This window comes from Nostoc cycadae WK-1 (genome assembly GCF_002897135.1).
Taxonomy (GTDB): Bacteria; Cyanobacteriota; Cyanobacteriia; order Cyanobacteriales; family Nostocaceae; genus Nostoc_B.
This window is the reverse complement of sequence record NZ_DF978426.1, coordinates 239,794-266,062: the sequence shown is the minus strand read 5'-3', so window position 1 is coordinate 266,062 and position 26,269 is coordinate 239,794. Positions and strand designations below refer to the sequence as shown.

The window sequence follows — 26,269 nt, the reverse complement described above, 5'->3', positions numbered from 1 at the left end:
CAGCACTTTGTTATCACTACTGTTTTACAGGAATTTGAATTCTAAACTCAGTTCCTTGGCCGGGAGTAGAGAAACAATCTAACTTGCCGTGATGCTTTTCGGTAATAATTTGATAACTAATCGCCATACCCATACCTGTACCTTTCCCCACAGGCTTAGTTGTAAAGAAGGGGTCAAAAATGCGGTTTTTTACTTGTTCTGGCATTCCTGTTCCATTATCAGCGATCGCAATTTCTACCCATTGGCCATCAATAGCTGAGGTGCGAATAGTAATTTGCGGTTTTTCTGGTGTAGACTTTTGACTGTTAAAAAATGACTCTTCCAAAGCATCAATTGCATTTACTAATATATTCATCAAAACTTGATTCATCTGTCCAGCAAAAGATTCTACTGGAGGTAAATTCCCATAGTCTCGAATAACTTCAATTCCGGGAAAGTCTGGCTTTTCTTTCAGGCGATATTGCAAAATTAATAATGTACTTTCAATACCTTCATGAATATCAACTGTTTTAAAATCCGCTTCATCCATACGCGAAAAGTTTCGCAATGACAGCACAATGTTACGAATTCGCTCAGTTCCCATTTTCATAGAAGGCAGAATCTTATCTAAATCTGCTATCAAAAAATCTAAATCAATTTCTTCAGCTAGTGCTTGGATTTTTGGGTCTTCATCAGGATAGCATTCTTGGTAAAGATGCAGTATTTGAACCAGACTTTGAGTGTATTCGCTCAAATGAGTAATATTACCGTGAATAAAATTTACTGGATTATTAATTTCATGGGCAACTCCTGCAACTAATTGACCAAGACTCGACATTTTTTCATTTTGAATTACTTGTGCCTGGGTACGGGTTAATTCGCTTAATGCTGTCTTTAGTTCGGCAGTACGTTCTTCCACTCGGTCTTCTAATTCTGCTTTACTTTTTTCTAAGGCAGTAAAAGATTGCCGTAATCCTTCTGCCATATAATTAAAAGATTGAGCTAGTGTATTGAGTTCTGCAATGTGTCCAATATTTACGGTTTGTTTTAAGTTACCTGATGCCATTGCTTGACTAGCACGGTTTATCCGCAAAATCGGCTGTATTACCCAGCTAGAAGTGAAATAACCGACGACTGTTGCTACAACTAATGCAGCTAAACAGAGCAAGATTGTAATTTGAGTATTGGCACTAATTTTTGCCATAAAGGCATTTTCTGGCACGCTCACTATGACTAACCAATCAAGTCCATATTGATCACGCCAAGGAGTGACATATAAAAATTGTGTTTCCTTCAGAAGTTTCAATTCCAGTTTTTTTTGTTCAGTAATTGACTGGAATCCATGAAATTTTTGTTCAATATATTTAGCAGTATTTTTAACTATTGGATCAGTACTTTCTGTAGCTTTGATTCTCTTAACTTCATCATTAACTACGAAAAAAGTTTCTTGTTTACTAGAGTTGGCAATTAACATACCATTTCGTTCTACAATAAACACCTGTCCAAAATTGCTAACATCCAAACGCCGCAAAAATTCACTTAACTTCAATAAATGGATGTCTGCACCAACCATTCCTAGTAAACGCTGATTTGCGTCATAGATTGGACGACCTGTCGCAGCAGTGATATAAGCACCACTAGGAGAATTCCAGGTGTAAATGCGCGACCAAATTGGTTTACCAGCCTTCATGGGTTCTGTATACCAATTTTCTTTGAAGTTATTGTATTCAAAAGTATTATTAATGTGGAGGCGATCGCCTTGCTGATTAGTTGTATAGTTGCGGCCATTATTTGGTAATTTAGCACTCCAATCATCAATGGTGACAGTTTTGCCATCGTAGCGGGCGGCTCCTAATCCCTCACCTGTAGTCAATCCTAGACCAATGTAAGTGAGGTCATAGGCTTGCATTTGTTTCCAAAAATACTTAGCAATAGTTTGGCGATCGCGTACATTCAATAATCCCATTGCGATCGCATCGGCATTAATCTGATTTACCTTGTGGGGAATAGATAAATAAGCATCTAGATGTTGTTGTACTATAGTATTAGTACGATTCATTAACTGATCTGCTAAGTCATTGACTGCTTGTCGCCCATTTTTAAATGACAGATAGCCAACTAAACCAACGGCTCCAAATATTTGCACGGTAAAGGGAATAATCAGCACCAGCTGTAATGGAAAAGCTTTAACTTTGCGAGAGTCAGTTCTACTCATTTAATTTCTATCCTCCAACATTGGATAGATTAAAATTTACACTCCGTGAGTTAGTATTCCCACAGGTACTAGCGAACTCAACATTTAGAAAAAAAATTAATTTTTATTAATTACGGATGATCTGATGTAGCGTCTTCCAGACTAATTTAGGACGGTTATTCCCACCGGAAATTATCAACAGCATTTGTCAAAATAAAAGGTAACTTGAGGGCTAAAAAATGAAATTTTCAATTGAGGCTGTATACACTTGGTATCGCAATTTAATTCGTAACCCAAAATATCGCTGGTGGGTAATTTTAGGAACACTAGTTTATTTTGTCAGCCCTATTGATATTGTTCCTGATATTTTTCCCATCGTTGGTCAAATTGACGATGTTCTGCTAATGACACTGTTAGTTAGTGAAGTTTCTGGATTAGTACTTGAAGGTTGGAAAGCTCGTAAAGGTGTAGACACAACTGTGAATACTGCTAATACCGCCACTACTTCCGATGATGCTACTTCTGGTGCCAAAACCGTTGATGTTGATGCTGTGTCAGTTAAATAGTTTTTTACAAAAAATACATTAATCCTCTGTTTGTCAAACCGAACAGGGGCTATTTTTTTAACATAGAAAGGTGTAGTAAATTAGGCTTGGCGTTAATTGCAAATTTAGCGATCGCCACAAAGTTAACTCCCCTACTATCCAGTGGCTGAGGATCTATAGAACTTACGCATAAAAACGAAAAATCAAGGGTTTTGGGAAGGGTGTATGTATCTAAAACCCTTAGACCCTATACCCTTACACCCCCACACCCAGTCTCCACAGACAATTGTTGTGCGTAAGTCCTGATCTAGTTTAGGAAAAGTCTCACTGATGGCAGAAGTTTTACGGAGTCAGTTTTTCTACAATCAAGCATGGAAAAACTGATACTAGCTAACAATGCGAATACTTCTGGTAGAAGATGATACAGCCCAATTAGAACCCTTACAAACAGCATTGTCTCAAGCTGGACATATTGTAGATGGTTTGGAAAATGGCGCGATCGCTCAATGGGCAATTACCCAGCGAGACTATGACTTATTGATATTAGACTGGATGCTACCGGAAATCAGTGGTTTAGATTTATGTCGGCAATATCGCCAAGCAGGGAAAACTGCACCTGTATTGATGTTGACGGCAAAAGATACCACAGGAGAAAAAGTTACAGGTTTGGATGCTGGTGCAGATGATTATTTAGTCAAACCGACAGATTTATTTGAATTATTAGCCAGAGTGCGGGCTTTAGGTAGGCGATCGCCTGTTTGGCAAGGTGAAAAACTTCAACTTGCAGATCTACAATTGCACATTTCAACGCTGACAGTAGAACGAGGTCAAGCAACAGTAGAATTATCTACCCGCGAATTTCAGTTATTAGAATACTTTATGCGTCATCCATATCAAGTTTTAAGCCGCGATCAAATTGAACAAGCTTTATGGGAATGGGGTAGTGAACCAGAAAGTAACGCCACAACAACCTTAGTACGTCGTCTGCGTCAGCGTTTACAGTTGTTAGATGTAGCAGACTGGCTAGAAACTATTTATGGGATGGGGTATCGTCTCAATCCTGATCAAAACAATAACGCTTAACTTTTTGAGTCATGTTCAACCGTAGCCGTCGTAACTTGGCTAGTTGGTTCACTCTGTCAATGGGCAGTATTCTCTTAATTTTTGCCGGGATTCTTTATTATCAAGAATCCATCCAACAGTTAGAAGTTATAGATTTAATTCTCTACAAAAAAGCTAGAGTTATTACATCCAGTGTGCGGTATAAAGACGACCAAGGAGAAAAACGAGTATTTCTCAAACATTTACCAGTTTTAGGAAATAACCCGCCACCCGAAGATAGTGAAATTATTTATGCTCGTTGGTATGACACCAAAGGTAATTTGAAGCGTTACTTTGGTCAGCTTCCTCACAAAAAAATCACCCCAATATTTGCATATCAGACATTAAAAGTTACTAATCCTTCAGGTATTTCCTCACAAGTTATTTGGCTACGCGAAATCACTTTACCAGTGCAGTATCAAGGTGAGTTAATTGGTTATTTGCAAATGGCAATGCCGATGAATCGTGTCCAAGAATTACTCCATAAATTTTTACTTTTACTAATATCAACGGTATTCATTGCTTTAGGAATAACCAGTTTAACTGGATGGTTTCTTAGCGGCATAGCAATGCAACCTATATACCTGAGTTATAAACAACTCGAACGATTTACAGCCCATGCTTCTCATGAATTACGTACCCCTTTAGCGGCAATTCTGAGTAATGCTCAAGTTGGCTTACTTGCACAAATGGAAGATAGTGCGAGTAAACATCTGCGTCTAGAAAAAGTTGCCGAAGTAGCTAAATCAATGAATACATTGATTGGAAATCTGCTATTCCTCGCACGCCGAACAGGACTTTTAACTCCAGAATCTTTAAAAGCAGTTGATGTGAGAGATTTACTAAAGGAAGTACTAAATTCATCTTCTGTGAAGACTGCGGCTAAACATTTAAATCTCAAGAGTGATTTACCAAAATCTCCAATTATGGTGCGTGTAGATGCCGAGTTAATTTGTTTAGCTGTGATCAATTTGCTGGGCAACGCCTGTAAGTATACTCCGGCTGGCGGTTTGGTAGAGTTACGTTTGTTGACTAAATATAATCAGGCAGTAATTGAAGTAGAAGACAATGGTATAGGGATTGCCGCAACAGATTTACCCCATATCTTTGAGCAATTTTATCGAGTAGAACAACACCAGACAAATTCGACTAATAGCTTTGGGTTAGGATTAGCGATCGCTCAACAAATTATTGAAGTACATAATGGCCATCTCAGTGTGAAAAGCAAACTAGGTCAGGGTTCTGTTTTTCAAATTAAATTACCTATGTAGCTAATTAGGCAGATTTTGTCACTTTCCTGTCACATTTATCCTTAACCATAAAAAGTAATTGATATTTTCTTCCATAACATTGCTCGTTACATTCAATAACCGAGCAGGAGTCCATGTGAATAGAAATGAAAAGTACAGATTACTTGAAGGTTTAGCAACTACAGAAGCAGCACCAAAGCCATCACTGACCTTATCAGATGCTGTCGCATTGATTGTTGGTATTGTCATTGGTGCAGGAATTTTTGAAACTCCTGCTTTAGTAGCAACTCAAGCAGGAAGCAGTTTTGCTGTACTGCTGTTTTGGTTCATTGGTGGATTGGTTTCTCTGATAGGAGCATTGTGCTACGCAGAGTTAGCCACAACATATCCCGATGTGGGTGGAGTTTATTATTATCTCAAACGTGCCTTTGGGCGAGAAGTTGCCTTTTTATTTGCCTGGGCGCGGATGACAGTTATTCAAACTGGCTCTATTGCTTTATTGGCATTTGTTTTTGGTGACTACGCTTCGCAAATTTGGCAGCTAGGAGGCTTTTCAGCTTCGATTTATGCCGCAATTGCGATCGCATTATTAACTGCGTTAAATATCATCGGCTTACAACAAGGTAAGTGGACGCAAAACTTACTCACGGCGGCGAAAGTCCTGGGTTTGTTGCTAGTGGTGTTAATTGGCTTAACTATTACCCCTAATGCTCCCACGCCTGTGGAATCTACCTCAATAGGAACCTGGGGACTAGCGATGGTGTTTGTCTTGTTGTCTTATGGTGGTTGGAATGAAGCCGCTTATATTTCCGCCGAAATTCAAAATCGTCAACGGAATATTGTGCGATCGCTTCTTTGGAGTATTGGCACAATCACTGTAATTTACTTGCTAATTAATCTGGCTTATCTGCGGGGATTGGGGTTAGCAAATATGTCCAACTCCCAAGCCGTAGCAGCTGATTTAATGCGGGCCTTTTGGGGTGAACCAGGGGCTTGGTTTATCAGTTTGTTGATTGCGGTTTCCACTTTGGGCGCACTCAACGCCACTTTATTCACTGGGGCGCGGACTAATTACGCTTTAGGACAAGATTTTGCTATTTTCAGTTTTATGGGACACTGGCGGCAACGTCCTAGCACACCTAGTTATGCTTTATTATTGCAAGCTGCGATCGCATTGGCGTTGGTTTTGTTAGGTACGTTCACCCGCAAAGGCTTTGAAACAATGGTGGACTATACCGCACCCATATTTTGGTTTTTCTTTTTACTTTCAGGTATATCGCTGCTAGTGCTACGCAATCGAGAACCGCAGATTACACGACCATTTCGCGTCCCATTTTATCCCTTGACACCATTATTATTTTGTGCAGTCTGTGGATACTTACTTTATTCCAGCTTGGTGTATACCGGGGTGGGCGCAGTTGTGGGGGTTTTAGTCGTAGCCGCAGGTATTCCCCTATTGTTGTGGAATCGTTACCGCCAAGGTAGAGCGTAATTCATCCAATTATTCACCTATTTTTGCTTTAGGAGTAGATTCATGTTGAAAAAAATTCTGCTTTCATTAATTACAGGTGTGAGTGTCACCACTTTAGCAATTGCAGGATGCACCGCCCAACAACAAGATTCAGCCGCAGAAGTGCAACCGCCAGTTTTAACTGCTCAAACTGAAGCACCGACAACAACTCAACCTCAAGAACGCCCTGGTGATGTTCCTTATGTACCCACACCACAGCCTGTAGTTGATGCAATGTTGCAAGTAGCCAAGGTAGGTAAAAATGATGTACTTTATGACCTGGGTAGTGGTGATGGGAGAATTGTTGTAACAGCCGCGCAAAAATATGGCACACGCGGCGTAGGTATAGATATTAATCCTGAACGGATTCAAGAAGCTAACGCCAACGCTCAAAAAGCAGGAGTAACAGACCGCGTACAGTTTCGTCAACAAGATTTATTCAAAACTGATTTAAGTGAAGCGACTGTCATCACACTATACCTATTACCCGAAGTTAACCAAAGACTCCGCCCCGAATTATTAAAACTCAAACCGGGTACCAGAATTGTTTCCCACGCTTTTGATATGGGCGACTGGAAACCACAACAGACACTACAGGTAGATGGAAAGACTATTTACTATTGGGTAGTTCCAAAAGAAGTACCTGCTAATTTGCGATAAGCAATCTTATCAAGGCTGGGTGTAGGGGTTTGAAATACCTACACTCATAAACCCTTCATTTGCGGAATGTGGGTTTAATGTTCTCTGACAAATTGTGTCAAGAATCTGAAGGCTTTGAGAATATAAGTCGCGCAATCTTGCGGTGAAGTATTGTAGAAAGATCGCCACGCGTTTGCTTTATCTTCATCATAGCGATCGCCGCGTTCTGGGTGTGCATCTAACCACGCCAAGCGCACAGCATGACCGATTAATACATCTAACACAATATATTCTTCAATTTGCAAGCTAGGGTTTTTAGATGCGATCGCGCCTAACTCTATTAATGCTTCAATATTAACTTGGCGATATTCTGGCGCTTCGATTTTATTTAATAAATGCTCAACTCGCAAAGCAAAATTCTTTTCGCCAGCGGTCATTTCGGATAACATCACCTCGCTATCTAAACGGTTACGGCGCTCTAATTTATCCCCAATAACTAAGCCTTTGCAATGTTTCATCAACAGCCAAACTTGCTGAAAAAAGTTTTTGGGTACACGGTTAATAGCTCCTCCGGCTTGGCGAAAGCGTCGCCAACCACCCGCAGGAACTTCGATTTCTTCAGCAATTGTTGGTAGCACTACCCATTCAATATCGCTTTCTTTTTGCTTGACGTGCAATGATTCCTGTTGGCGCAACAAATTACTCATCCCGGTATAACCAGTTAATACCTGACGCAAGCGCATTTTGATTTCAAAGGGCGAAAGTTCCATTAACTGTTCGTAGGCTTCATCTTGGGTGGCGCGTAATTCTTGTGCTAGTTCGCTGGTAATTAATAAGATGAGATAACCAACACGTAAAGTTAACAGTCCTTGAAATAATTCTGTTTCCGAGCGAATCAGAGTCCCTAGATACAGTAATATTTCTTGTGTGAGAACGCGATCGCGAATATCTTCACGACAAAAATGCTTGATTTTCTCAGCAATTTCGTTATGAGGCATGGGTACAGTAATCAATGATGCTTCGCTATACGCTCTCCCTACAGCTATTTGCTTACCACGCACCAAAATACTAGTGACTGCATCTGATAAGCCAATATCAACCATCTGTAGTAACCCAGCCGCCCGACGCACTACCGCCCAAAGACCTAAATCGCCGGCTTTGGTGTAAACTTCATCCAGTAAACTAGCGACTGTAACGCGAGTAAGTGGGCCAGCAAACCCAGTGTCAAAGTCTAATCCTTGCAAGCGAGTTAAAGTCTGCAATAACTCAATTTGCTCATAAAGATTTTCCGAAGCCCGCAAAGCAGATAATAAAAATCCTAAGTTAGTTTGGCACTCCATTTGAAATTCTTGGGTATGCCCTAAGCGCCAACTTTTACCAGGATGATAAGCCAAATAATAACAATGTGGTGCAGCATCTTGCATTGCTGACTGATAAAATTCGGCATCTTGCAGAAAATCAATTCTTTGAATTGCACCTGTCAGCATTAACTGATTCAGTCTACCTAATTTGACGCGTACACCATTGCAAACACCATCTTTGAGTTCTTGCATCAATTCGAGTAATGCTTCCGCACCAATTTCTAACATGGTGTGCGTCAACATTAAAGTTAAAATCGGACGACCTAAATCACTCCAATATTGTTGAATATAAGCCAGTTCGCTTCTAATTTGATCGACTAAAAAATGGTAATCAAGAGTTAAATAAAACTGTTGAGCATCTAAAAATGATGGCAAAAATACCACTGTTTCCCCACAAATCCGAAAGATGCGGGATGTTGTTAAACTCCGCAATCTTCGCACTGGCCGCCCAGTTAAACCAAGTTTATCATTGCGTCCAATTTGGGTATAAATAGTTGATAATTCCCCAGCTTTTCTGACTTGAATTGGTTCTACTTGCTTGGGGGTTTGAGTTTCAATTCCCTGAACTGCTAGTTTTGCTTGTAAGTCATCGTCTTCGGCTAATAAGGCAATTTGGACTAGGGCTTCGCGGCTTTTGCCCATAGCTAAATGTCTGCCTAATGGGTCAATATCACCCACAGCCAGTAAACCTTCACTTAACATTTGTCCGAGAAAATATAAACTTTGCGCCCACACTAAGGGGATATTTTCATTCGGTAATCTTGGTTGACTTTGAGGGGCTAACTTTTCTGCTTCTATGTTTTCTGCTGGGACATAATATAGCTCTGGCAGTAAATAATAACCGTCACGTTCTACTAATAGTGATGTTAAAAGTTCCTGGTATTGTTGAACCTGCTTTTGATCATTATGAAATAAGCCATCAAGCAGTAAATAAGTGAAAAATAACGGCCACTCACATTCAATATGCTCAAACTGCTTTAATTCCCAAGGTTCGTAGTGTAAGCGTTGGTTATCTTCTAAAACAGTTTGATGTCCGTCACGCAAGAAGCGTTTGCAGCCGTATTTGCCTTGGAGTTTGTTGATGATATCGTTAAAAGTGCGATCGCGTAGCGTCTCCTTAGGAGAATCGCGTAAATCTACATTCTCCACCGCAAAAGCTGGATAGCTAATAATACTCAATAGTGCCGCATCAATTTCTTTAGATGCAGATTCTCTTGGTAATAGTGATTCTAAGGTACTTCGGGCGCGGGCAATCTCATCGGGTAGCACATGAATTACCGATGCTTGACTTCCACGTACTCCAAATAAATCTAGTTCATTTATGGCTTCTAGTGCTGCTTTCGCCATCCCTACAGAACTAGCATTCAACTCAGCACTACCATGATTGATTTTATTACCCCGTTCCCAGATACCATAATCGGGTGTGCGGTAAGCTCGTCCAATGTAGTAAACCAAGTTCTGCACAAAGTTTACTTCATCAATTGTATAAATAATCGGCAATCCTGAAGCGGTCATTTGTGCCAGCATCAGTATAAATATAGATGTGGCATCAAGTTGTAAATGTCCCCACTCATCATCACCTACTACAATGTCTCCAGTTGCAGTGTTGTATTTGGCGTGTAAGCCATCTAAAGGTGATTGAGTATGTTTAAACTGCTCAACTTTATGCGCCTGTCGCATCATCGCAAACAGCAACCCACGCATCAGCTTAATTACACTGTGTTCTAATTCGTAAGTGCGTCCCTTATCTTCATCCACTTTGCGGTACGCCAGCGCTAAACCCCAAACCGCCAAAATACTGTAAACATTGTCTCTTACCCAAGCATCTGTATAATCACCATGAGCCGTAATGGCGGTACTCGCAGGTAGCAAACCAGTAATCGGATTTTGACGCGTGAGAATAATAGTTTTGATTTGCTGGTAGTAATGCTCCAGTCGAGTTTGTAATTCGGTGGCTGTTTTCATACTCATTCAAGAAACCTGGCAAAATTTCACCCTGTGGCTGTGCAGAGAATTGTTCTGTAATGGGTAATGAGATTACAGCTAAGGGTAGTAGAGACTACTTATTATCTCGTGTTAGTAGCCATTTAGTTACACAGTTGTGAATGAATTTTTCACAGAAATGGAGATTTGTGGCAAGCTTTATGAATACGCAGATAATTTTATACTCACATTCATCGCCACGATTTCTTCTGTGCAGGATGTGAATCACAGCTAAATCGAATTAGTACAATTTGAACTTTATGCAGATGTTTCACGCAAAAAACCATTGATTCAAGCAAAGTTACAAAAAAAATTTATTTTCTGCCTAATTACTGAAGATTAACCACAAGCTAACTCTTTCTACTTAAGTAGAAAATAGTAGCTCATCCTTAGTCCAGATTCCTAAGATATTGATGGAATCTGAACTTTTTGCTATGGCTCAGTTTTGTAACTCAATATGTAATGTGAACATGCTATTACTGAGACCAAAAGTCTTTTCTATTACTGATTAGGTACTACTGTAGGGTCAAAATTTTAGTTGCTACAGGGTCTTCAGTAGAACTCCAAGGGTCGGAGTGCGATTAAGAGTGATATCATAGAAGTCGTCACTGAAGACATCAAAATAATCATCACTACATGAAAGCCGAATCCGTTCGCACTACACTAGCAATACCACGGGAACTTTTAGAAGCAACTGACCAGGCAGTTTTAGAAGGCAAAGCAAGAAGTCGTAATGATTTTATGGTGCAAGCAATACGTCGAGAATTAGCAGCACAGAAAAGAGCCGCAATTGATGCTGCTTTGGCAGAAATGGCCAGCGATAATGATTATCAGGCAGATGTACTCAAACTAGAAACTGAATTCGCCGCTGCTCAGTGGGAGGCTTTTCTGTTAGAGGAATCTCTGTAATGAGAAGGGGTGAGGTCTATGATGCTCGACTAGAGTCCAATGAAGGTTCAGAGCAAGGAGGGACTCGCCCAGTGATTATTGTTAGTCGTGATGCAATTAATTCTTCGAGTCCGGTCGTTTTAGCCGTTCCCTGCACTACTTATCAATCAGGAAAGCGAGTTTACCCAACCCAGGTGTTAATTTTAGCACCTGATGGTGGACTCAAGAGAGATTCGATCGCAATGGCAGATCAAGTGCGGGTATTATCGAAAACCCGCTTTTTACGTTTAAGAGGTGCAGTTTCACAATTGGTAATGGCTCATTTATCTCAGGCTTTGTTGATAGCCTTAGATTTACCAATGCCAGATGAGGAATGAAGCAGGGGAACAGCAGAATAGTTTTAGAAGCACTTATAAGTATATGTAAGTTCCGATACGCTACACTATCAGGAATTTGCCTCTAAAGATAGTGCTTTTGTTCTTAGCTTTGTCTTTCTGGAGAAAGTTTTATACGCTCTAAAGCTAGTGTTTGATGAATATGGTAGGTTTGATAGTTTTCATGAGACCTAACAAATCTACCTTGAATCTTCAAGCCAATACTAATGAGTATATGTAAATATTTTAACTCTGTAAATTTTGCCAATAAACCGCTACATTTGCTTGACACAAATTTTAGCAATAGTAAAATCGACACTAGTTAAGAGAAAATCAGGGTAATCAATAGTGTACTTGTACGAAATACTACAAATTTGGTACATAGATACTGAAAATTGATCAGAACGCACGATTCCAAGTTACGATGATCATTTAGCGATGCCTTGATGGGCTATCGATATTGAGTTGTTGAGATTTTATGGACAAAAGTCCACAAGACGGCAGTACGAACCTCCTCTAAGCTAGTGAGCGTGTCTCTCGGCGCGGGGGAGGCACATAGGAGGTATCATGCTCATACAGGACATTCGTGATTCACTGTTTGATGTCAGTGATTTAAATCAACTTAAGTGTGATTTGAATCGGTTACAACCCGTAGATGTCGGGGAATATATTACACAATTACCAGAAAAACAGCGAGCGATCGCTTTTCGTCTTTTAAATAAAGCTCAAGCAATTGATGTTTTTGAATATCTACCAACAGAATTGCAGGAAGAACTAATTAATTCCCTGCATAATGTCCAAGTAGCCCAAATCATGGAGGCGATGAGTCCCGATGAACGGGCAGAATTATTTGATGAGTTACCGGCTGGGGTAGTTAAACGCTTATTACAACAGCTAAGTCCAGAACAAAGACAAGCTACAGCGACAATTCTAGGTTATCCCGAAGGTACTGCTGGCCGGGTAATGACCACAGAATATGTGCGGTTGCAAGAAGGATTAACTGTCGGTGAAGCCTTAAGCAAAATTCGCCGCCAAGACGAAGACAAAGAAACAATTTACTATGCTTACGTCACAGACAATAACCGCAAACTTGTTAGAGTAGTTTCCTTGCGTCAGTTATTGTTTACCTTCCCCGATGTTTATATTCGGGATATTTCCAGCGATCGCGTCATTAAGGTAAAAACGGAAACACCGCAAGAAGAAGTTGCCCAAATTATGAAGCGTTACGACTTAATCGCTATCCCAGTGGTTGATCGGGAAGAGAGATTAGTCGGGATCATCACTATTGATGATGTGATTGATATTTTGGAAGAAGAAGCTACCGAAGATATCCAAAAGTTAGCCGGGGTGAGTGGTGATGAAGAAGCTTTGTCTGCACCTCTAGTCACGATGCGTAAGCGCTTACCGTGGTTATTGGCAATTATGGCATTATATATAGGTGCGGCAAGTGCGATCGCACCTTTTCAATCTGTAATTGCAGCTGTCCCAGTTTTAGCCGTGATTATGCCAATTTTTTCTAACACAGGCGGGACTGTGGGAATTCAAGCCTTAACTGTGACAATTAGAGGTTTAGGTGTAGGGGAAGTCACACCCAGAGATACTTTTAAAATTCTTCGTAAAGAAATTCTCGCTGGGTTAGGTACAGCAGTAGTCTTAGCTTTAACCATGATGGCGTTATCAATGATCTGGGCGAAACCTCAAGAAAGGTGGGTAGGTTTAATTGCAGGCACAGTCATGGCTACTAATACAATGGTGGCCGTAACTCTCGGTACACTACTACCAATGGGTTTAAAACGCCTCAAGCTTGATCCAGCTTTAGTAAGTGGGCCGTTAGTCACCACTATGCTAGATACTATTGGCTTTTTAACCTTCCTAACTTTAATTTCTGTAGCTTTACACGTTTTCCATCTACCGCAATAATTACAGCATAATTCAGAAGTCATACAAATTCACCAAAATCTTGACACATATTAAGTAATCAGATATACATTACGCCGTGTGCAACTTTTTCTCAAACCTAATCCCCAAACCGTTCCCTTGTAGGGAAGGGGAGCAAAAATCAAAGCCTCTCTCCGTTGCGGGGAGCCAGTGCGTTGCGGTGAGCAGTCCGTTGGGCGGGCAATGCTCGACTTGTTCGCGCAGCGTCTCCGATTAGGAGAAGGAACTGCGAACCCGAAGGGGGGTTCCCCCCGTTGTAGCAACTGGCGTGAGAGGTTTGGAAGTGGGGTTTCAAAAATAAGTTGCACATCACGTTACATTGCAAGACGCTAACGCTCGCAATGACTATAAATATTTTTGTCCCATTACTGACAAGAACTCATACGGGCATTTACTCTTAGCCTTCCCACCACGTACAGCGATCGCCTCTACACCTATATTTGTATCGTCCATAAAGAGAAACGACCTTAATAATAAGTCTTTCACCGGACACGATATTACAGAGCAAACGCATCTTAACTTAATGTGAAATTCAGTTTGATAGCGTATGATGTTTGGTATGATAATTTGATGCTAAGGCTTACGCAAAAAACTGCTACAACCCTATTCCCTACGTTTGCTCTGTGTCTTCTGTCGCTCTGTTTTCCATTTCCTGTATGTAAGTCTTGAGTTTAAGCATGTTAATGACGAAGACATCAATGTTTGGGGTGAACAGCGAATGTTCAAAACCTTCAAACCATTGCGTCAATACTATTAATGCAACCACCCCAATTTAGGTGTTACTGATTAGCGGAATAAATTTTACTTCGAGCAACGGCGCGAAGAATTCATAGTGCATTTATGCAATAGATGAGGAATACGTGCTATTTAGTTAGATTTAGATCTGACTTTAGTTTTGTATCATACTAGCTATTGAGAATACCTCTTAACAATAACTATTGATTAATATTGTGAGTGAAATTTTGTTAAATCTATTTACTGCTTTAAAGTTATGTGCTGTTTTGAGAGCATTTCCCAATGCTAACTGGTGAAATTTTGTTAAATCTATTTACTGATTGAAAGCTATATGCTTTTTTAAAATAGATTATGGATAAGCAAAATCCATCATGGATAAGCAAAATCCATCAAGGTTCTTAACACATAATATTGCTGGAAAGTCAACCTTAATAGATACAAAGATTCAATGTCGAGGCTGGATATAACAGCCTTGTATTGTGTGTCTATTAGTTAACTAGCAAATTCATCAGCAAACTTAGACGTAGAGTATCTTTCGCTCTGCTATATCAATTCATTTACAGTTGAGAAAACTATTGTGGGGCAAGCAATATGCTTGCTTAATTAAGTAATGTAAAAATGAAGCATACTATAGTAAAGTCTCTAATTTTGGGCTATTTCGCCCAATTTTTAGCTGTAGATATCAAGCCTGTAAGCATTCACTTTCTAGCAGCATATTCTTTCTTAATAGTTATTTCTTTAAAGATTTTTTTAACTTTGTGAGGGAAATAACTTGAATTTAAAGATTACATAAACTGAGCTTTAGCGTGACATTAACTTCATAATATCTTGATGTATTCTCGATAGTTTATGTAGAAATATTTAACAGTATATACTTAACAAAAATTTCCTTTTACTCTGATATTGTAGTAATATACAGTGTAATTAGTTACCCAGGTATTTGCGAACTTAAGTTCTAAAGTATTGGGATAAATGCTTTGCTTGTTTTCTTCGTACTCAGTTACGAAAAAGCTACAAATCCAATGCGGAATAGGTAGCTTTAAGTTTGTATTACTCCTAATACGGAATCGGTAGCCTTGAGTTTGTATTACTCAAATATTAAATAAGCTTGGAACTTAGTTAATGCGAAAACAACAAAGATTTCTCTTATTGATAGTGGGTTTATCATTAGGCCTTTCAGTACTCATTGGCTATATAAACCCACAAAAGGTTTTCGGTCAGATTGCCTTACCTGACGAAGAAACCTTATTTGCCCGCAGACGAGCCGAAGTAGCCACTAACTTTGTGGTTGAACCTCCTACTCGCCCTCTGCGTCCGGTGGAGCGTGTACGTCGTGATACTTTTGGCGATGTAGGCATTACACCAGTTAATACGGTGGCTCAGTTGGATAGATTAGTTTTTCCTTCTCTGCCAAACTCAGTGAAGGAAAGAGAACTAGAAGGGTCTGAGTTCTTTACTACCCCAAACAGAGTTGAGAATGGTTTTGGGTCGATGGCCATGCAAACTCGATGTGCGGGTTGTCACCTGAATAACCTGGAGTCAGTTCCCAATGAAGGGCTACTCACAGGTACTTCTACCGTCAGTAGAGCTAACAGATCAACTCCTACTAACTACAGTTTTGTATCTGGCGATACTCAAGTTAATGGTGGTAGAGCGCCTGGTAGACGCTTAGATCCGGTCAATCCAGATGGTACGGCTGACTTAAATCGTCGTAGTCTAGCCACAAATCCTGAACTACGTGAACTAGATGCGGTAAATAGTACAGGAAGAACCGCCGCATTTACGGTATTTGGTGACTTTAACGCTTCAGCATCACCAGTCATTTTTGATGCGTTAAATGCTACTAGTCCTAGTGGTCAAGATTTTGGTGGTTTCTTACAGCACGTACGCCCTCCAAGTGAAGAACTCAGAGCGCGGTTTGGTCTAGATTGCAAACCAGATGCTATCCCCAGCGTTACGGAAGATAGAAACCTCATTGGCTTCGATAAAGCTACTGGCAAGAGTGCAAGTGGATTTAGACGTGCTATTACTGAACTGGCGGGCCCTCCATATATTGGTCGTGGGTTGATAGAAGCGATTCCCAACCAGGATATTATGAACGTTTCTGACCCCAACGATATTAGAGGTGACAATTCTTCCCTCAGAACTCCTTTCTTCCAATGTACGGGTGATTGCGTCACAGGTGTGACCAATACAATTCCTCCGAATGTGGATCGTAGCCGAGAAGATGCCCTCGCCCTTGGGCTAGGACGTTTTGGTCTACGTGCTAACGGTACGGAGATGATGCAGTTTATTGTTGGAGGTATGTTTGGTAGTCTGAGTATGACTAACCGCATCTCTCCTTTTGAGCAAAATATTGCTAACCCCGCGATTGCTCCTTATAATGCTGGTTGTCGAAACGAAATACCTGACCCAGAACTGCCTGTTAGCAGACCATTTAGTGAGCGCAACTTCATTCGCTCGTTGGCTCCCCCAGAATTCGGCAGAAATCTCTTAGCTGTCCTCCGAGCTAAAGATCCTTCTAGACCTCTACCTGGTAACAATCCAGCTGCTAGAGTTCAAAGAGGAGCGCAGTTATTTGGTATTGATTTGGTTGCCTTTAGCAACCGGATGATTGCTGGTAAGATGCCTAGAGGCGGCGATGGTCTAGATCCCAATGCGATTAACCAGAGCGATCGCATGGTTGGTTGCGTTAGCTGTCATATTCCCGTTCAAAGAACTGGTCAGTCTCCGGCTGTTGGCGACCCATCCTTGGGGCCTGATGCACAAGCACTGATCGATGCTCTTAGCTACCGTTGGGCGCCTATTTTCTCGGATATTAATATCCATAGAGGCCCAGTTATTGATGTTGAGAGAAATTCCCCAATTCCCCGCGATCCATTTCTTGTCAGCCGTGCTGATGTATTTGGTCAAAGACCAAGTGGTAACAATGTTGCTACCTTCATGACCTATGACCTAATGCGTAACTTTGCTAGTGATTCCTTCTCCAACGTGCGAGGAACTGCTACAGGCGATCGCTTCCGTACACCACCTCTAATGGGAATTGGTAGAGTTGGCCCTCCATTCATGCACGATGCGCGTGTTTTCTTAAGCATCCTCAACCGTGATACCACACCTGCGGGTACTGTAACTACCAATAGAGACGCAACGAATGAACCTTTGGTTGTTCGCAATGTAGACGAAGCGCTGTTGGCAGCGATTGAGTTACATGACCTACCTGCACCCGATGACTCTAAGACTTCTACTCTACCAGGTGGTGGATGTCCTGTACCTCCAGGTGGTAAAGTCGTCAACAAACTTGGCTATGACGGTAGTCTTACCAGCAGTGACAAGATTGTCGTAGACTACGGCCCAAATCCTCAGAATGTCATTTGCCCACCATATAACAGTCCTCTTTCAACCACTAATCGAAGTGAAGCACGGGAATCTATAGCTCGTTTCCGTTCTCTCTCACGCGATGATCAACGAGCAATTATCGCCTTCTTGAGAGAGTTGTAAAGCTTCTTGATCTGACATTTAGTGTTTGAAGATTGAACACAGGGGCGTTTTGAAAACGTCCCTTCTTTTTTTGTCTCTGACCTGTCATATAAGTAGAGGGACATAAATAATTGTAATTAGGACTAGGCAGGAGGCAAAAGGCAGAAGGCAGAAGGCAGGAGGGAAGAGATTTTTAACTATTTTGTCTAAGACTTATCTAGTTAAGTTTATTTGTGTCTTCTTACTTAGCGTAGTCAGATATGTTAATACAACTTGAAAGCTTTAATGCCAGAAATAGTAAGATTCTTCCTTCTGTCCCCTGCCTTCTGTCTCCTGGTATAATTTGTGTGTTTGACTACTGATTACAATTCGGTTCCTGTATAACCTGTAACTATCCAAAGAAGGGAACGAGCAATATCCCGAAGAGTGCGGTCAGTAGATTCTAATTCACTTGCTTCAGATGGTACAGAGACAGGAGTAAAAGCAATACCTCGACTACCAAGAACTAAAGTAGCGATCGCCTTTGCTCTGGGCAAATGGAATTTAGAAGTAATGAGGAATATATGTTGTATGCGCTGCTGCTGGAAAACTTCGACTAAAGTAGTAAAGTTAGTGACTGTATCCGTAGCACGGTAGTCAAGGTAAAATCTATCATCAGTGATACCTGCGGCATGAAAAATTACTCGTGCTTCGCGGGGAGGAAGTCCAGAAGAAACCCAAATTTTTATACCTGGATAAAATTTAGCAAATAGGGCAGTAAACTCTTGTCGGTTTGCGCCACCACCGAGGGTTAAGATAGCTTGGGGTTGAGGAGTTTGGTAGTAAGCAATTGCTAGTCTGACAGGAATAGTCAGTAGTAAAGCGAGAATCAAACCCACTAGTAACCACATCAATTTTCTTCTCAGTCGGTATATTGGCAATTTCATAACTCCTGCTCTGTCTGATTAAGTTTGAGAAGTTTTGTCTTATACTAATTGCAATTTGCAGCACTAAAATTCAACATCGATTAATCCTATTTCACGCGATGTGCAGGTTATTTTTACAACCCCACTTCCATTCCTCTCCCCGCAACGGAGAGAGGCTTGATTCTTGCTCCCCTTCCCTACAAGGGAAGGGGTTGGGGGTTAGGTTTGAAAGAAAGTTGCACAAAGCGTTATTTCTATGGAAATACACCCAACCAAGAACTAAATGCGAGGTTTTTGCTCAACTTAGTGCCATACGATATTGGTCTTTATGTTTAAATCAAGTGCTATCATTACCTCTGCATACTTAAAGTAAATATTGGTAGAGAAGCGATGTCTACGGACAAGCCGCTACGCGTCTACGCATCTTTACACCGCAACGCACAGTTTATGCCTACTACCACCTGGAACCGTCATCACGTAATTTCCCTAGCTGATTTTACTCCTGCTGAATACAATACTGTTTTACAGACTGCTGCCAGCTTTCAAGAAGTGCTATCACGACGGACAAAGAAAGTACCAACCTTGCAAGGACAGGTGGTGGCGAATTTATTTTTTGAACCTTCTACGCGGACTCGCAGTAGTTTTGAACTAGCGGCGAAACGTTTAAGTGCAGATACCTTAAATTTTGCGGCTTCGACATCTTCAATGACCAAGGGCGAGACTATTCTGGATACAGCCAAGACTTATTTAGCGATGGGTACTGATATTATGGTCATCCGCCATAAAGAAGCAGGTGTACCAAATGCGATCGCTCAAGAAATGGATCGTTTAGGTGTGCGAGTTAGTGTGTTGAATGCTGGTGATGGTCAACATGAACATCCTTCCCAAGCATTGCTTGACTTATTTACAATTTGTACTTTAATTGACCGCGATCGCCCGAATATAGAAATGTTGGCTGGGAAAAAAATTGCGATCGTGGGGGATATTTTACATTCTCGTGTAGCGCGATCAAATATTTGGAGTTTAATTGCCAGTGGCGCACAAGTGCATCTCGCTGCACCACCTACACTTTTACCCAAATTATTTGCTGAGTATATATATAGTGAGAAAACAGACATCTTAAATGGGCAATTATTTTTACACTGGCAATTAGAGCCAGCCTTGCAAGACGCTGATTTTGTCATGACTTTGCGTCTACAAAAAGAACGGATGACAGCCCATTTACTCCCCAGTTTGCGAGAATATCATCAGTTATTTGGCATTACCCGGCAAAAATTACAACTGTGCAACTCTAACGTTAAAGTTTTACACCCCGGCCCCGTGAATCGCGGTGTGGAAATTAGCTCTGATTTAATGGATGACCCAGAGTTTAGCTTGATTCAGTCACAAGTTACCAGCGGTGTAGCCGTAAGGATGGCGCTGTTATATTTGATTGGCAGTGGTAAGACTTAGTAGAAAAGGTATAAGGGTTTAAGAGTGTAGGGGTGTAGGAAAGAAAAATTCATAACAAATGACCATTGACTATTAACCAACTTCGCTGATAATTTCTTGCAAACTAAGTAATAATTCATTCACCGTGTAGGGTTTAGATAAAAATTTATTGACCCCCATTTTCATAATCTCTGCCAATTTATCTTTAGGCATGAGTCCGCTTGTGGCAATAACTTTGACTTTGGGGTTTATTTTTTGTAAAGTCCGGATTGCAGTTACCCCATCTAATGAGGGCAACATAATATCCATGAGGACGACACTAATTTTATCGGCATTTTTGGCATATTGAGCGATCGCTTCAATGCCATCGCTGGCAATTAAAGTTTTGTAGTCATGAGTTTCTAGAGATGTTCTCGTAATCTCCTGAATTGAGGGTTCATCATCCACTATCAAAATTAATTCTCCATGACCTACTTGCAATGTCACTTCTTCTTGGTAAAAGGTTTCTTGTTCACCCACTGCTGGTAAATAAACCCTAAAGCAAGTGCCATTTGCTACTTGACTTTCTACACTCACAAAGCCACCATGACTTTTGAGAATTCCCAAAACTGTGGAAAGTCCTAAACCTGTACCTTGTCCTACCGCTTTAGTTGTGAAAAATGGCTCAAAAATTCGATCTAAAATTTCCTCTGGAATGCCAATCCCAGTATCGCAGACACTAATCACTATGTATGGGCCGACTTTAGCATCTAAATTCATCCGGGCATAATTTTCGTCAATTAACAAATTTTCAGCCGTAATAGTTAAAGTACCACCATCAGGCATCGCATCACGGGCATTGACGCAGAGATTCATCAGCACTTGATGGAGTTGGGTACTATCTCCCGAAACTACCCACAATTCAGGTGATAAGTCAAGGCGAACCTCAATAGATTTTGGTATAGTCTCTTTTAAAATCTTGGAAACTTCCACAATTAAGTGTCTAGGTTGTAAATTGATGCGATGACCTTCAACACCCCGTGCAAACGATAATACTTGTTTAACTAAATCTGCACCTCGTTTGGCATTAATTTCTAAAATTTCTAACAAATGTTGCGTTCGCTCATCAGCATCAGGAAATTTCAGCGGTAATAGTTGCGCTCCCGCTAAAATCGGCGTAAGGATATTGTTGAGGTCGTGGGCGATACCGCTGGCTAAAGTCCCAATGCTTTCCATTCGTTGGGCGCGAAATAACTGCGCTTCTAAGTGTTGTTTCTCAGTAATATCTGTATCAACAGTGAGAATTGATTGGGGTTTTGCGTGGGAATCACGGACTAAACTCCAGCGACTAGCAACTAATACTTCTTTGCCTGTTTTAGTGCGTTTAGTTAATTCACCTTGCCACTTACCTTTGCTGATAACGTTTAACCAAGCTGCTTCAAATTCTGGACAAGACTCATCAAATAATAACTCACTGACATTTTTACCCCAAGCCTCTGATGCTTGCCAACCATAAAGATTTTCTGCGCCTTTGTTCCAAAAAAGAATTTTATTTTCTAAATCGCGCACACAAATAGCATCAGTGGTAATGTCTAATAATGCGGCTTGTTCGCGGATTTTTGCTTCAGCTTGTTTGTTTTCACTGATGTCGATACTAGCGCAAGTGATCCCCACAATATCTTGTGATTCATTCTGCAATGGCTCAACAGTCAAGTCATAATAGCGAACGCCTTGAGGAGTAGTTAAGGCTACTTCTGCTCTGGTACCTATACCTGTAGTTAGTACACTATTTTTAATAGTGGTCAAATTTTGAGCATCTTCATCTGGGAGCAGTTCTGAGTCGTGTTTGCCCAACATATCTTGTGTTGTCCACCCAGAAATAGAGTTATAAACCCAGGTGTAACGTAACTCTCTATCTTGATTGAAAACGAAAATCGGTGAATTTTTCAGGGCTACGCGAAATCTTTCCTCGCTTTGACGTAGGGCATGTTCAATGCGTTGACGCTCAATCGCATAGCGCATAGAACGCACTAACAAATCACCAGTTACTTTTCCTTTGACTAAATAATCTTGCGCTCCTTCTTGCATAGCACGGAGTGCTAAAGTTTCATCATCTAAGCCTGTTAGGACAATAATTGGCGTAGCTTTTGCTTGGCTGGTAGCCTTAACAAAGGTGTCAATACCTTGACTGTCAGGTAAAGATAGGTCTAGCAACATCAAATCAAAATTATCTTGCGCTAACAACTTGAGCGCTGCTGACAATTGCTCAACGGGATACAACTCTACTTTTACAGTATTAATTTCTTTTAATAACTCCTGTAAGAGAAAAACATCTCCAGGGTTATCTTCTACTAATAAGACTTTTATTAATTCTCCTGCCATATCCCTTACTCCGGCGGCAGTTTTACGATCGCAAACCAGAAATTTTCTATGGATTGTACAATTTTAACGAATTGATCAAAATCTACTGGCTTGGTGATATAACAATTAGCAGCTAAGTTATAAGCTTTAAGTATATCTTCTTCTGACTGAGAAGTGGTCAGCACAACGACAGGAATCCGTTTGAGATTGTCATCAGATTTAATTTCTGCCAGTACCTCCCGTCCATCTTTTCTCGGTAAGTTTAAATCTAACAGTACAATATCAGGATGGGGTTTTCTGGCATAGCTATCCTGCTTACGTAAAAATGCCATTGCCTCTACGCCATCTTCTACAATATTCAGGTTAATTGAGATTTTGCTATCTTGGAGAGCAATGCGTGTAAGTTCAGCATCGCCAGGATTATCTTCGACTAACAAAACCTCAATTGGCATAATTATTGGTCTATTATTCACGATTGTTGACCTGCTTGATCTGGAATTGTGAAACAGAAGTTCGAGCCTTGACCCGGTTCTGACTCAACCCAGATATGTCCGCCGTGGCGTTCTATGATTTTCTTACAAATTGCTAAACCAATACCAGTACCTGGGTACTTACTTCTACCATGTAGGCGCTGAAAAATGACAAAAATACGTTCAGCGTACTGTGCTTCTAAGCCAATTCCATTATCTCTGACAGAGAATAGCCATTCATTTTGAGTGGGGAGTGCTGTTAGCGGTAGCGGGGCGTTCAGCCCGTGGGGAGTAATTGAGTTTTGAGTAGTATATTCTCTCTTGCTTTCTTGCTCCCCTGCTTCGTCTGCTCTCACAGCCTCAATATGAATCTGTGGTGGTATTTCTCTGCGGAATTTAATGGCGTTAGCGATGAGGTTTTGCAAGACTTGTGTTAGTTGTATGGGATCGGCTGTGATTATTGGTAAATGATTATATGTAATTTCTGCGCCACTATCTTCTATAGCAAATTTTAGGTTAGCGATCGCCTGCTGTAAAATTTCTGCACAATCCACATGCACAAAAGGTTGTCCGCGTGTCGTCACCCGTGAATAATTTAACAAGTCGTTGATCAGGCTTTGCATTCGCCGCGCCCCATCTACGGCATAGTTGATAAACTGATCGGCAGTTGCATCAAGTTGGTTACTGTATTTCCTCTCTAGTAGCTGTAAATAACTTGTCACCATCCGCAACGGTTCTTGCAAATCATGAGAAGCTACATAGGCGAACTGCTCTAACTCTGAATTAGAACGTGCTAATTCTTGAACATGGCGGGTTTCTTGTTCTAAAAGTTGCGCCTGGGATAAAGCTATGCCAATTTGATTGGCTAACTGTAGCAATAATTGGGTTTCAAAGTTTGTCCAGTGGCGGGGGTGAGCGCATTGATGAGCAATCAATAAGCCCCAAATCCCATCTCGAATTAGAATTGGCACTACGAGGTTCGCCTTGACACCAAACTGTTGGAGAAATTCTCGATGACAGTCTTGGATATCAGCTTTTTCAATATCGAAAATTGCACTGATGCGTCCTTGACGATACTTTTCTACGTAATCTTGTTGAACACAAGGGTCAAGAATGTTTTTTCCTAAAACCACAGGCCAACCTGGTAAAACGGCTTCTTTAACTACTGTGCCTGAACCATCAGGCCAAAGCTGAAAAATCAATACTCGGTCAGCGTGCAGCAGTTTTTGAACTTCTTGAACTGTCGTTTGCAGAATTTCTTCTAATTGTAACGATTCTCGAATTTTGAGGGTGATTTCGGCAAATAATTGCGATCGCAAATTCTGCCGTTTAAGTTCTTCTTCTGCTTGCTTGCGGTCAGTGACATCTAGAGTCACACCAATTATTCGCATTGGCTGATTTTCACTATCGTAGATGACAGTACCCCGTGCTAATATCCAATGAATACTGTTATCATTCGGCCAAATGCAGCGATATTCTGCTTCATAATCGCCGTGATTTTCTATAGCTTGTCTGACACACTCCTGCATATTCGAGCGATCGTCAGGATAAATACATTCCAATAGCGTATTGTAGGTGAACTCGGTTTCTGAAGGCAGACCAAAGTTGAGATAGCACTGACTAGAAGCTGATAATTCCCATGTTTTGAGGTTGAGTTGCCAAGAACCAAGTTTAGCCGCCTGTAATGCTAACTTCAGCCGTTGGTCACTTTCCCGCAAAAAAGCCTCAGTTTGCTGCCTTTCGGCTAAATTCCGCCTCAGTTCTAACTGACTAATTACCTGACGACCTAAAGCCAACAGCGCCTCTACTTGTTGTTGGTCTAGTTCCCGTGGTACTGGGTCAATTGCACACAGAGTTCCTAATATCTGTCCGTCTGGAGAAATCAAAGGTACACCTGCATAAAACCGGATATATGGATAGCCCGTTACTGCGGGATTAACAGCATATTCTTGATTTTCTAATGTATCTTTTACAACTACAACTTCCTTACGTTCTAAGCAAAGATACGATAATCCCACATTTCGAGGCATTTCTGACGCATCTAAACCAAGTTTGGCTTTAAACCATTGACGGTCTTCATCAATGAAATTTACCAAAGCGATAGAACTACCACAAATAAAGGCCGCTAATCGGGCAAGATTATCGTAGGCTTGCTCTGGTTCAGTATCTAAAATCTGATATCGGCGCAGGGCTTCTAGCCTCGCCTGTTCGTGATTATAAGATTCATCTGGCATTAATTTTTGGGAAAAGCTTAAAAAAGGTTTGATTAAAAGTTTTGAAAAATGTGCTTTTTTATAAAATCAGTTAACTAACTCTGACTTTTCAGCAGAGTTGGTTGAGATTTTTGGGTTGTAAACAACAAAGCGATCGCCCCATACTTTAAAATTGGGCATAATTCTAGTGTAGACGCAATAAATTAGGGAGTAGGGAATGGGCAATAGAAACTAGGTAAGAAAATCCCACACCCTAACCCTCTAAACTTCTAAACCCCCACCAAAGCCACCTCTCGCAATTTCGCACTCAATTCGCACAGATTACCTGTATTGATGCGATAACTTAAAGGATGTCCAATCAACCGCGCTGTACTGTGATACAAAGTTTCAAGCTCAATTAGACCATTTTCTCGCAGAGTCCGCCCCGTAGAAACCAAGTCTACAATTGCTTCTGACATTCCTGTAATTGGGCCAAGTTCCACTGAACCGGATAATGGCACTATTTCTACAGGTAAATCTAGACTTTGGAAATATTCTCTAGCACAATTGACATACTTAGAAGCAATTCGACAATGCGGTGAGAAATCTAAAGGTGATTTGTAAGGACTTGATGCTTTAACTGCCACTGACATGCGACAATAGCCAAATTGCAAATCAACCAAATGTGCAACTTGTGGCTGTTTCTCTCGCAACACATCGTAACCAACAATACCCAACTGTGCCTGACCATATTCTACATAGACAGGTACATCCTGTGCGCGTACCAACAAACCCTTAGCTTGTCCACTAGCATCAAGAATCTGAAGTTGGCGATTTCCAGAATCTAAAAAAGCACTAAAATCTAATCCTACAGATTGCAACAGGCGGATGCTATTTTTTAGTAGTTCCCCTTTCGGTAGTGCAACAGTCAACATTCTTTTTCTTGATATCCTTAGC

Annotated in this window: 17 protein-coding genes; 10 read left to right on the top strand and 7 right to left on the bottom strand. The window is 40.9% G+C overall.

Annotated features, from left to right (window positions below; all coding sequences use genetic code 11):
* Positions 1-16: 16 nt before the first annotated feature.
* Complete coding sequence (locus tag NCWK1_RS10690; protein WP_103124706.1) at positions 17-2,194, bottom strand: ATP-binding protein; 2,178 nt, start codon at positions 2,192-2,194, stop codon at positions 17-19.
* Between the two features lie 218 nt (positions 2,195-2,412).
* On the opposite strand from NCWK1_RS10690, the gene NCWK1_RS10685 reads away from it, so the two are divergent.
* The 5 genes from NCWK1_RS10685 to NCWK1_RS10665 all read left to right on the top strand — a co-directional run bounded on the left by NCWK1_RS10685 (position 2,413) and on the right by NCWK1_RS10665 (position 7,239).
* Complete coding sequence (locus tag NCWK1_RS10685) at positions 2,413-2,739, top strand: YkvA family protein (RefSeq protein ID WP_103124705.1); 327 nt, start codon at positions 2,413-2,415, stop codon at positions 2,737-2,739.
* Positions 2,740-3,114: 375 nt separating this feature from the next.
* On the top strand, positions 3,115-3,801 hold the full coding sequence (rppA, locus tag NCWK1_RS10680; RefSeq protein WP_103124704.1) for a two-component system response regulator RppA: 687 nt from the start codon (positions 3,115-3,117) through the stop codon (positions 3,799-3,801).
* An 11-nt stretch (positions 3,802-3,812) separates the two neighbouring features.
* A complete protein-coding gene (locus NCWK1_RS10675) occupies positions 3,813-5,090 on the top strand; it encodes a sensor histidine kinase (RefSeq protein ID WP_103124703.1) in 1,278 nt (425 codons plus the stop codon).
* 115 nt (positions 5,091-5,205) lie between these two features.
* Entirely contained in the window at positions 5,206-6,561 is a 1,356-nt protein-coding gene (locus NCWK1_RS10670) for an APC family permease (RefSeq protein ID WP_103124702.1), read from the top strand.
* Between the two features lie 42 nt (positions 6,562-6,603).
* On the top strand, positions 6,604-7,239 hold the full coding sequence (locus NCWK1_RS10665) for an SAM-dependent methyltransferase (RefSeq protein ID WP_103124701.1): 636 nt from the start codon (positions 6,604-6,606) through the stop codon (positions 7,237-7,239).
* Between the two features lie 74 nt (positions 7,240-7,313).
* Here the strand turns inward: NCWK1_RS10665 and NCWK1_RS10660 are convergent, their stop codons facing one another.
* On the bottom strand, positions 7,314-10,544 hold the full coding sequence (locus NCWK1_RS10660) for a glycoside hydrolase family 15 protein (protein WP_103124700.1): 3,231 nt from the start codon (positions 10,542-10,544) through the stop codon (positions 7,314-7,316).
* Between the two features lie 654 nt (positions 10,545-11,198).
* On the opposite strand from NCWK1_RS10660, the gene NCWK1_RS10655 reads away from it, so the two are divergent.
* The 4 genes from NCWK1_RS10655 (at position 11,199) to NCWK1_RS10640 (ending at position 17,995) form a co-directional block, all read left to right on the top strand.
* Positions 11,199-11,471, top strand: coding sequence for a ribbon-helix-helix domain-containing protein (locus NCWK1_RS10655; protein ID WP_103124699.1), 273 nt, complete (start codon positions 11,199-11,201; stop codon positions 11,469-11,471).
* Positions 11,471-11,827 carry a type II toxin-antitoxin system PemK/MazF family toxin gene (locus NCWK1_RS10650; protein WP_103124698.1) on the top strand — a complete coding sequence of 119 codons (357 nt, stop codon included), beginning with the start codon at positions 11,471-11,473 and terminating at the stop codon, positions 11,825-11,827. Before NCWK1_RS10655 ends, NCWK1_RS10650 begins: the two co-directional genes overlap by 1 nt.
* A gap of 564 nt (positions 11,828-12,391) precedes the next feature.
* A complete protein-coding gene (gene mgtE, locus NCWK1_RS10645) occupies positions 12,392-13,744 on the top strand; it encodes a magnesium transporter (protein WP_103124697.1) in 1,353 nt (450 codons plus the stop codon).
* 1,875 nt (positions 13,745-15,619) lie between these two features.
* The gene (locus NCWK1_RS10640; protein ID WP_103124696.1) at positions 15,620-17,995 is read left to right on the top strand and encodes a cytochrome c family protein; all 2,376 of its coding nucleotides are present in this window, start codon (positions 15,620-15,622) and stop codon (positions 17,993-17,995) included.
* Positions 17,996-18,336: 341 nt separating this feature from the next.
* Here the strand turns inward: NCWK1_RS10640 and NCWK1_RS10635 are convergent, their stop codons facing one another.
* Positions 18,337-18,864 (bottom strand): YdcF family protein, encoded by a 528-nt coding sequence (locus NCWK1_RS10635; RefSeq protein ID WP_103124695.1) that lies wholly within the window; start codon positions 18,862-18,864, stop codon positions 18,337-18,339.
* A 462-nt stretch (positions 18,865-19,326) separates the two neighbouring features.
* Between NCWK1_RS10635 and NCWK1_RS10630 the strand changes: the two genes are divergently transcribed.
* Entirely contained in the window at positions 19,327-20,331 is a 1,005-nt protein-coding gene (locus NCWK1_RS10630; protein ID WP_103124761.1) for an aspartate carbamoyltransferase catalytic subunit, read from the top strand.
* A 72-nt stretch (positions 20,332-20,403) separates the two neighbouring features.
* On the opposite strand, the gene NCWK1_RS10625 is transcribed toward NCWK1_RS10630, so the two are convergent.
* From NCWK1_RS10625 to hisG, 4 genes are all read right to left on the bottom strand, one after another.
* Positions 20,404-22,671: a hybrid sensor histidine kinase/response regulator gene (locus NCWK1_RS10625; protein ID WP_103124694.1), complete on the bottom strand. Its 2,268-nt coding sequence runs from the start codon at positions 22,669-22,671 to the stop codon at positions 20,404-20,406.
* Between the two features lie 5 nt (positions 22,672-22,676).
* Entirely contained in the window at positions 22,677-23,102 is a 426-nt protein-coding gene (locus NCWK1_RS10620) for a response regulator (RefSeq protein ID WP_187308121.1), read from the bottom strand.
* A 17-nt stretch (positions 23,103-23,119) separates the two neighbouring features.
* Entirely contained in the window at positions 23,120-25,354 is a 2,235-nt protein-coding gene (locus NCWK1_RS10615) for a GAF domain-containing protein (RefSeq protein ID WP_103124692.1), read from the bottom strand.
* Positions 25,355-25,602: 248 nt separating this feature from the next.
* Positions 25,603-26,247 carry an ATP phosphoribosyltransferase gene (hisG, locus tag NCWK1_RS10610; protein WP_096575432.1) on the bottom strand — a complete coding sequence of 215 codons (645 nt, stop codon included), beginning with the start codon at positions 26,245-26,247 and terminating at the stop codon, positions 25,603-25,605.
* Between the last annotated feature and the right edge of the window lie 22 nt (positions 26,248-26,269).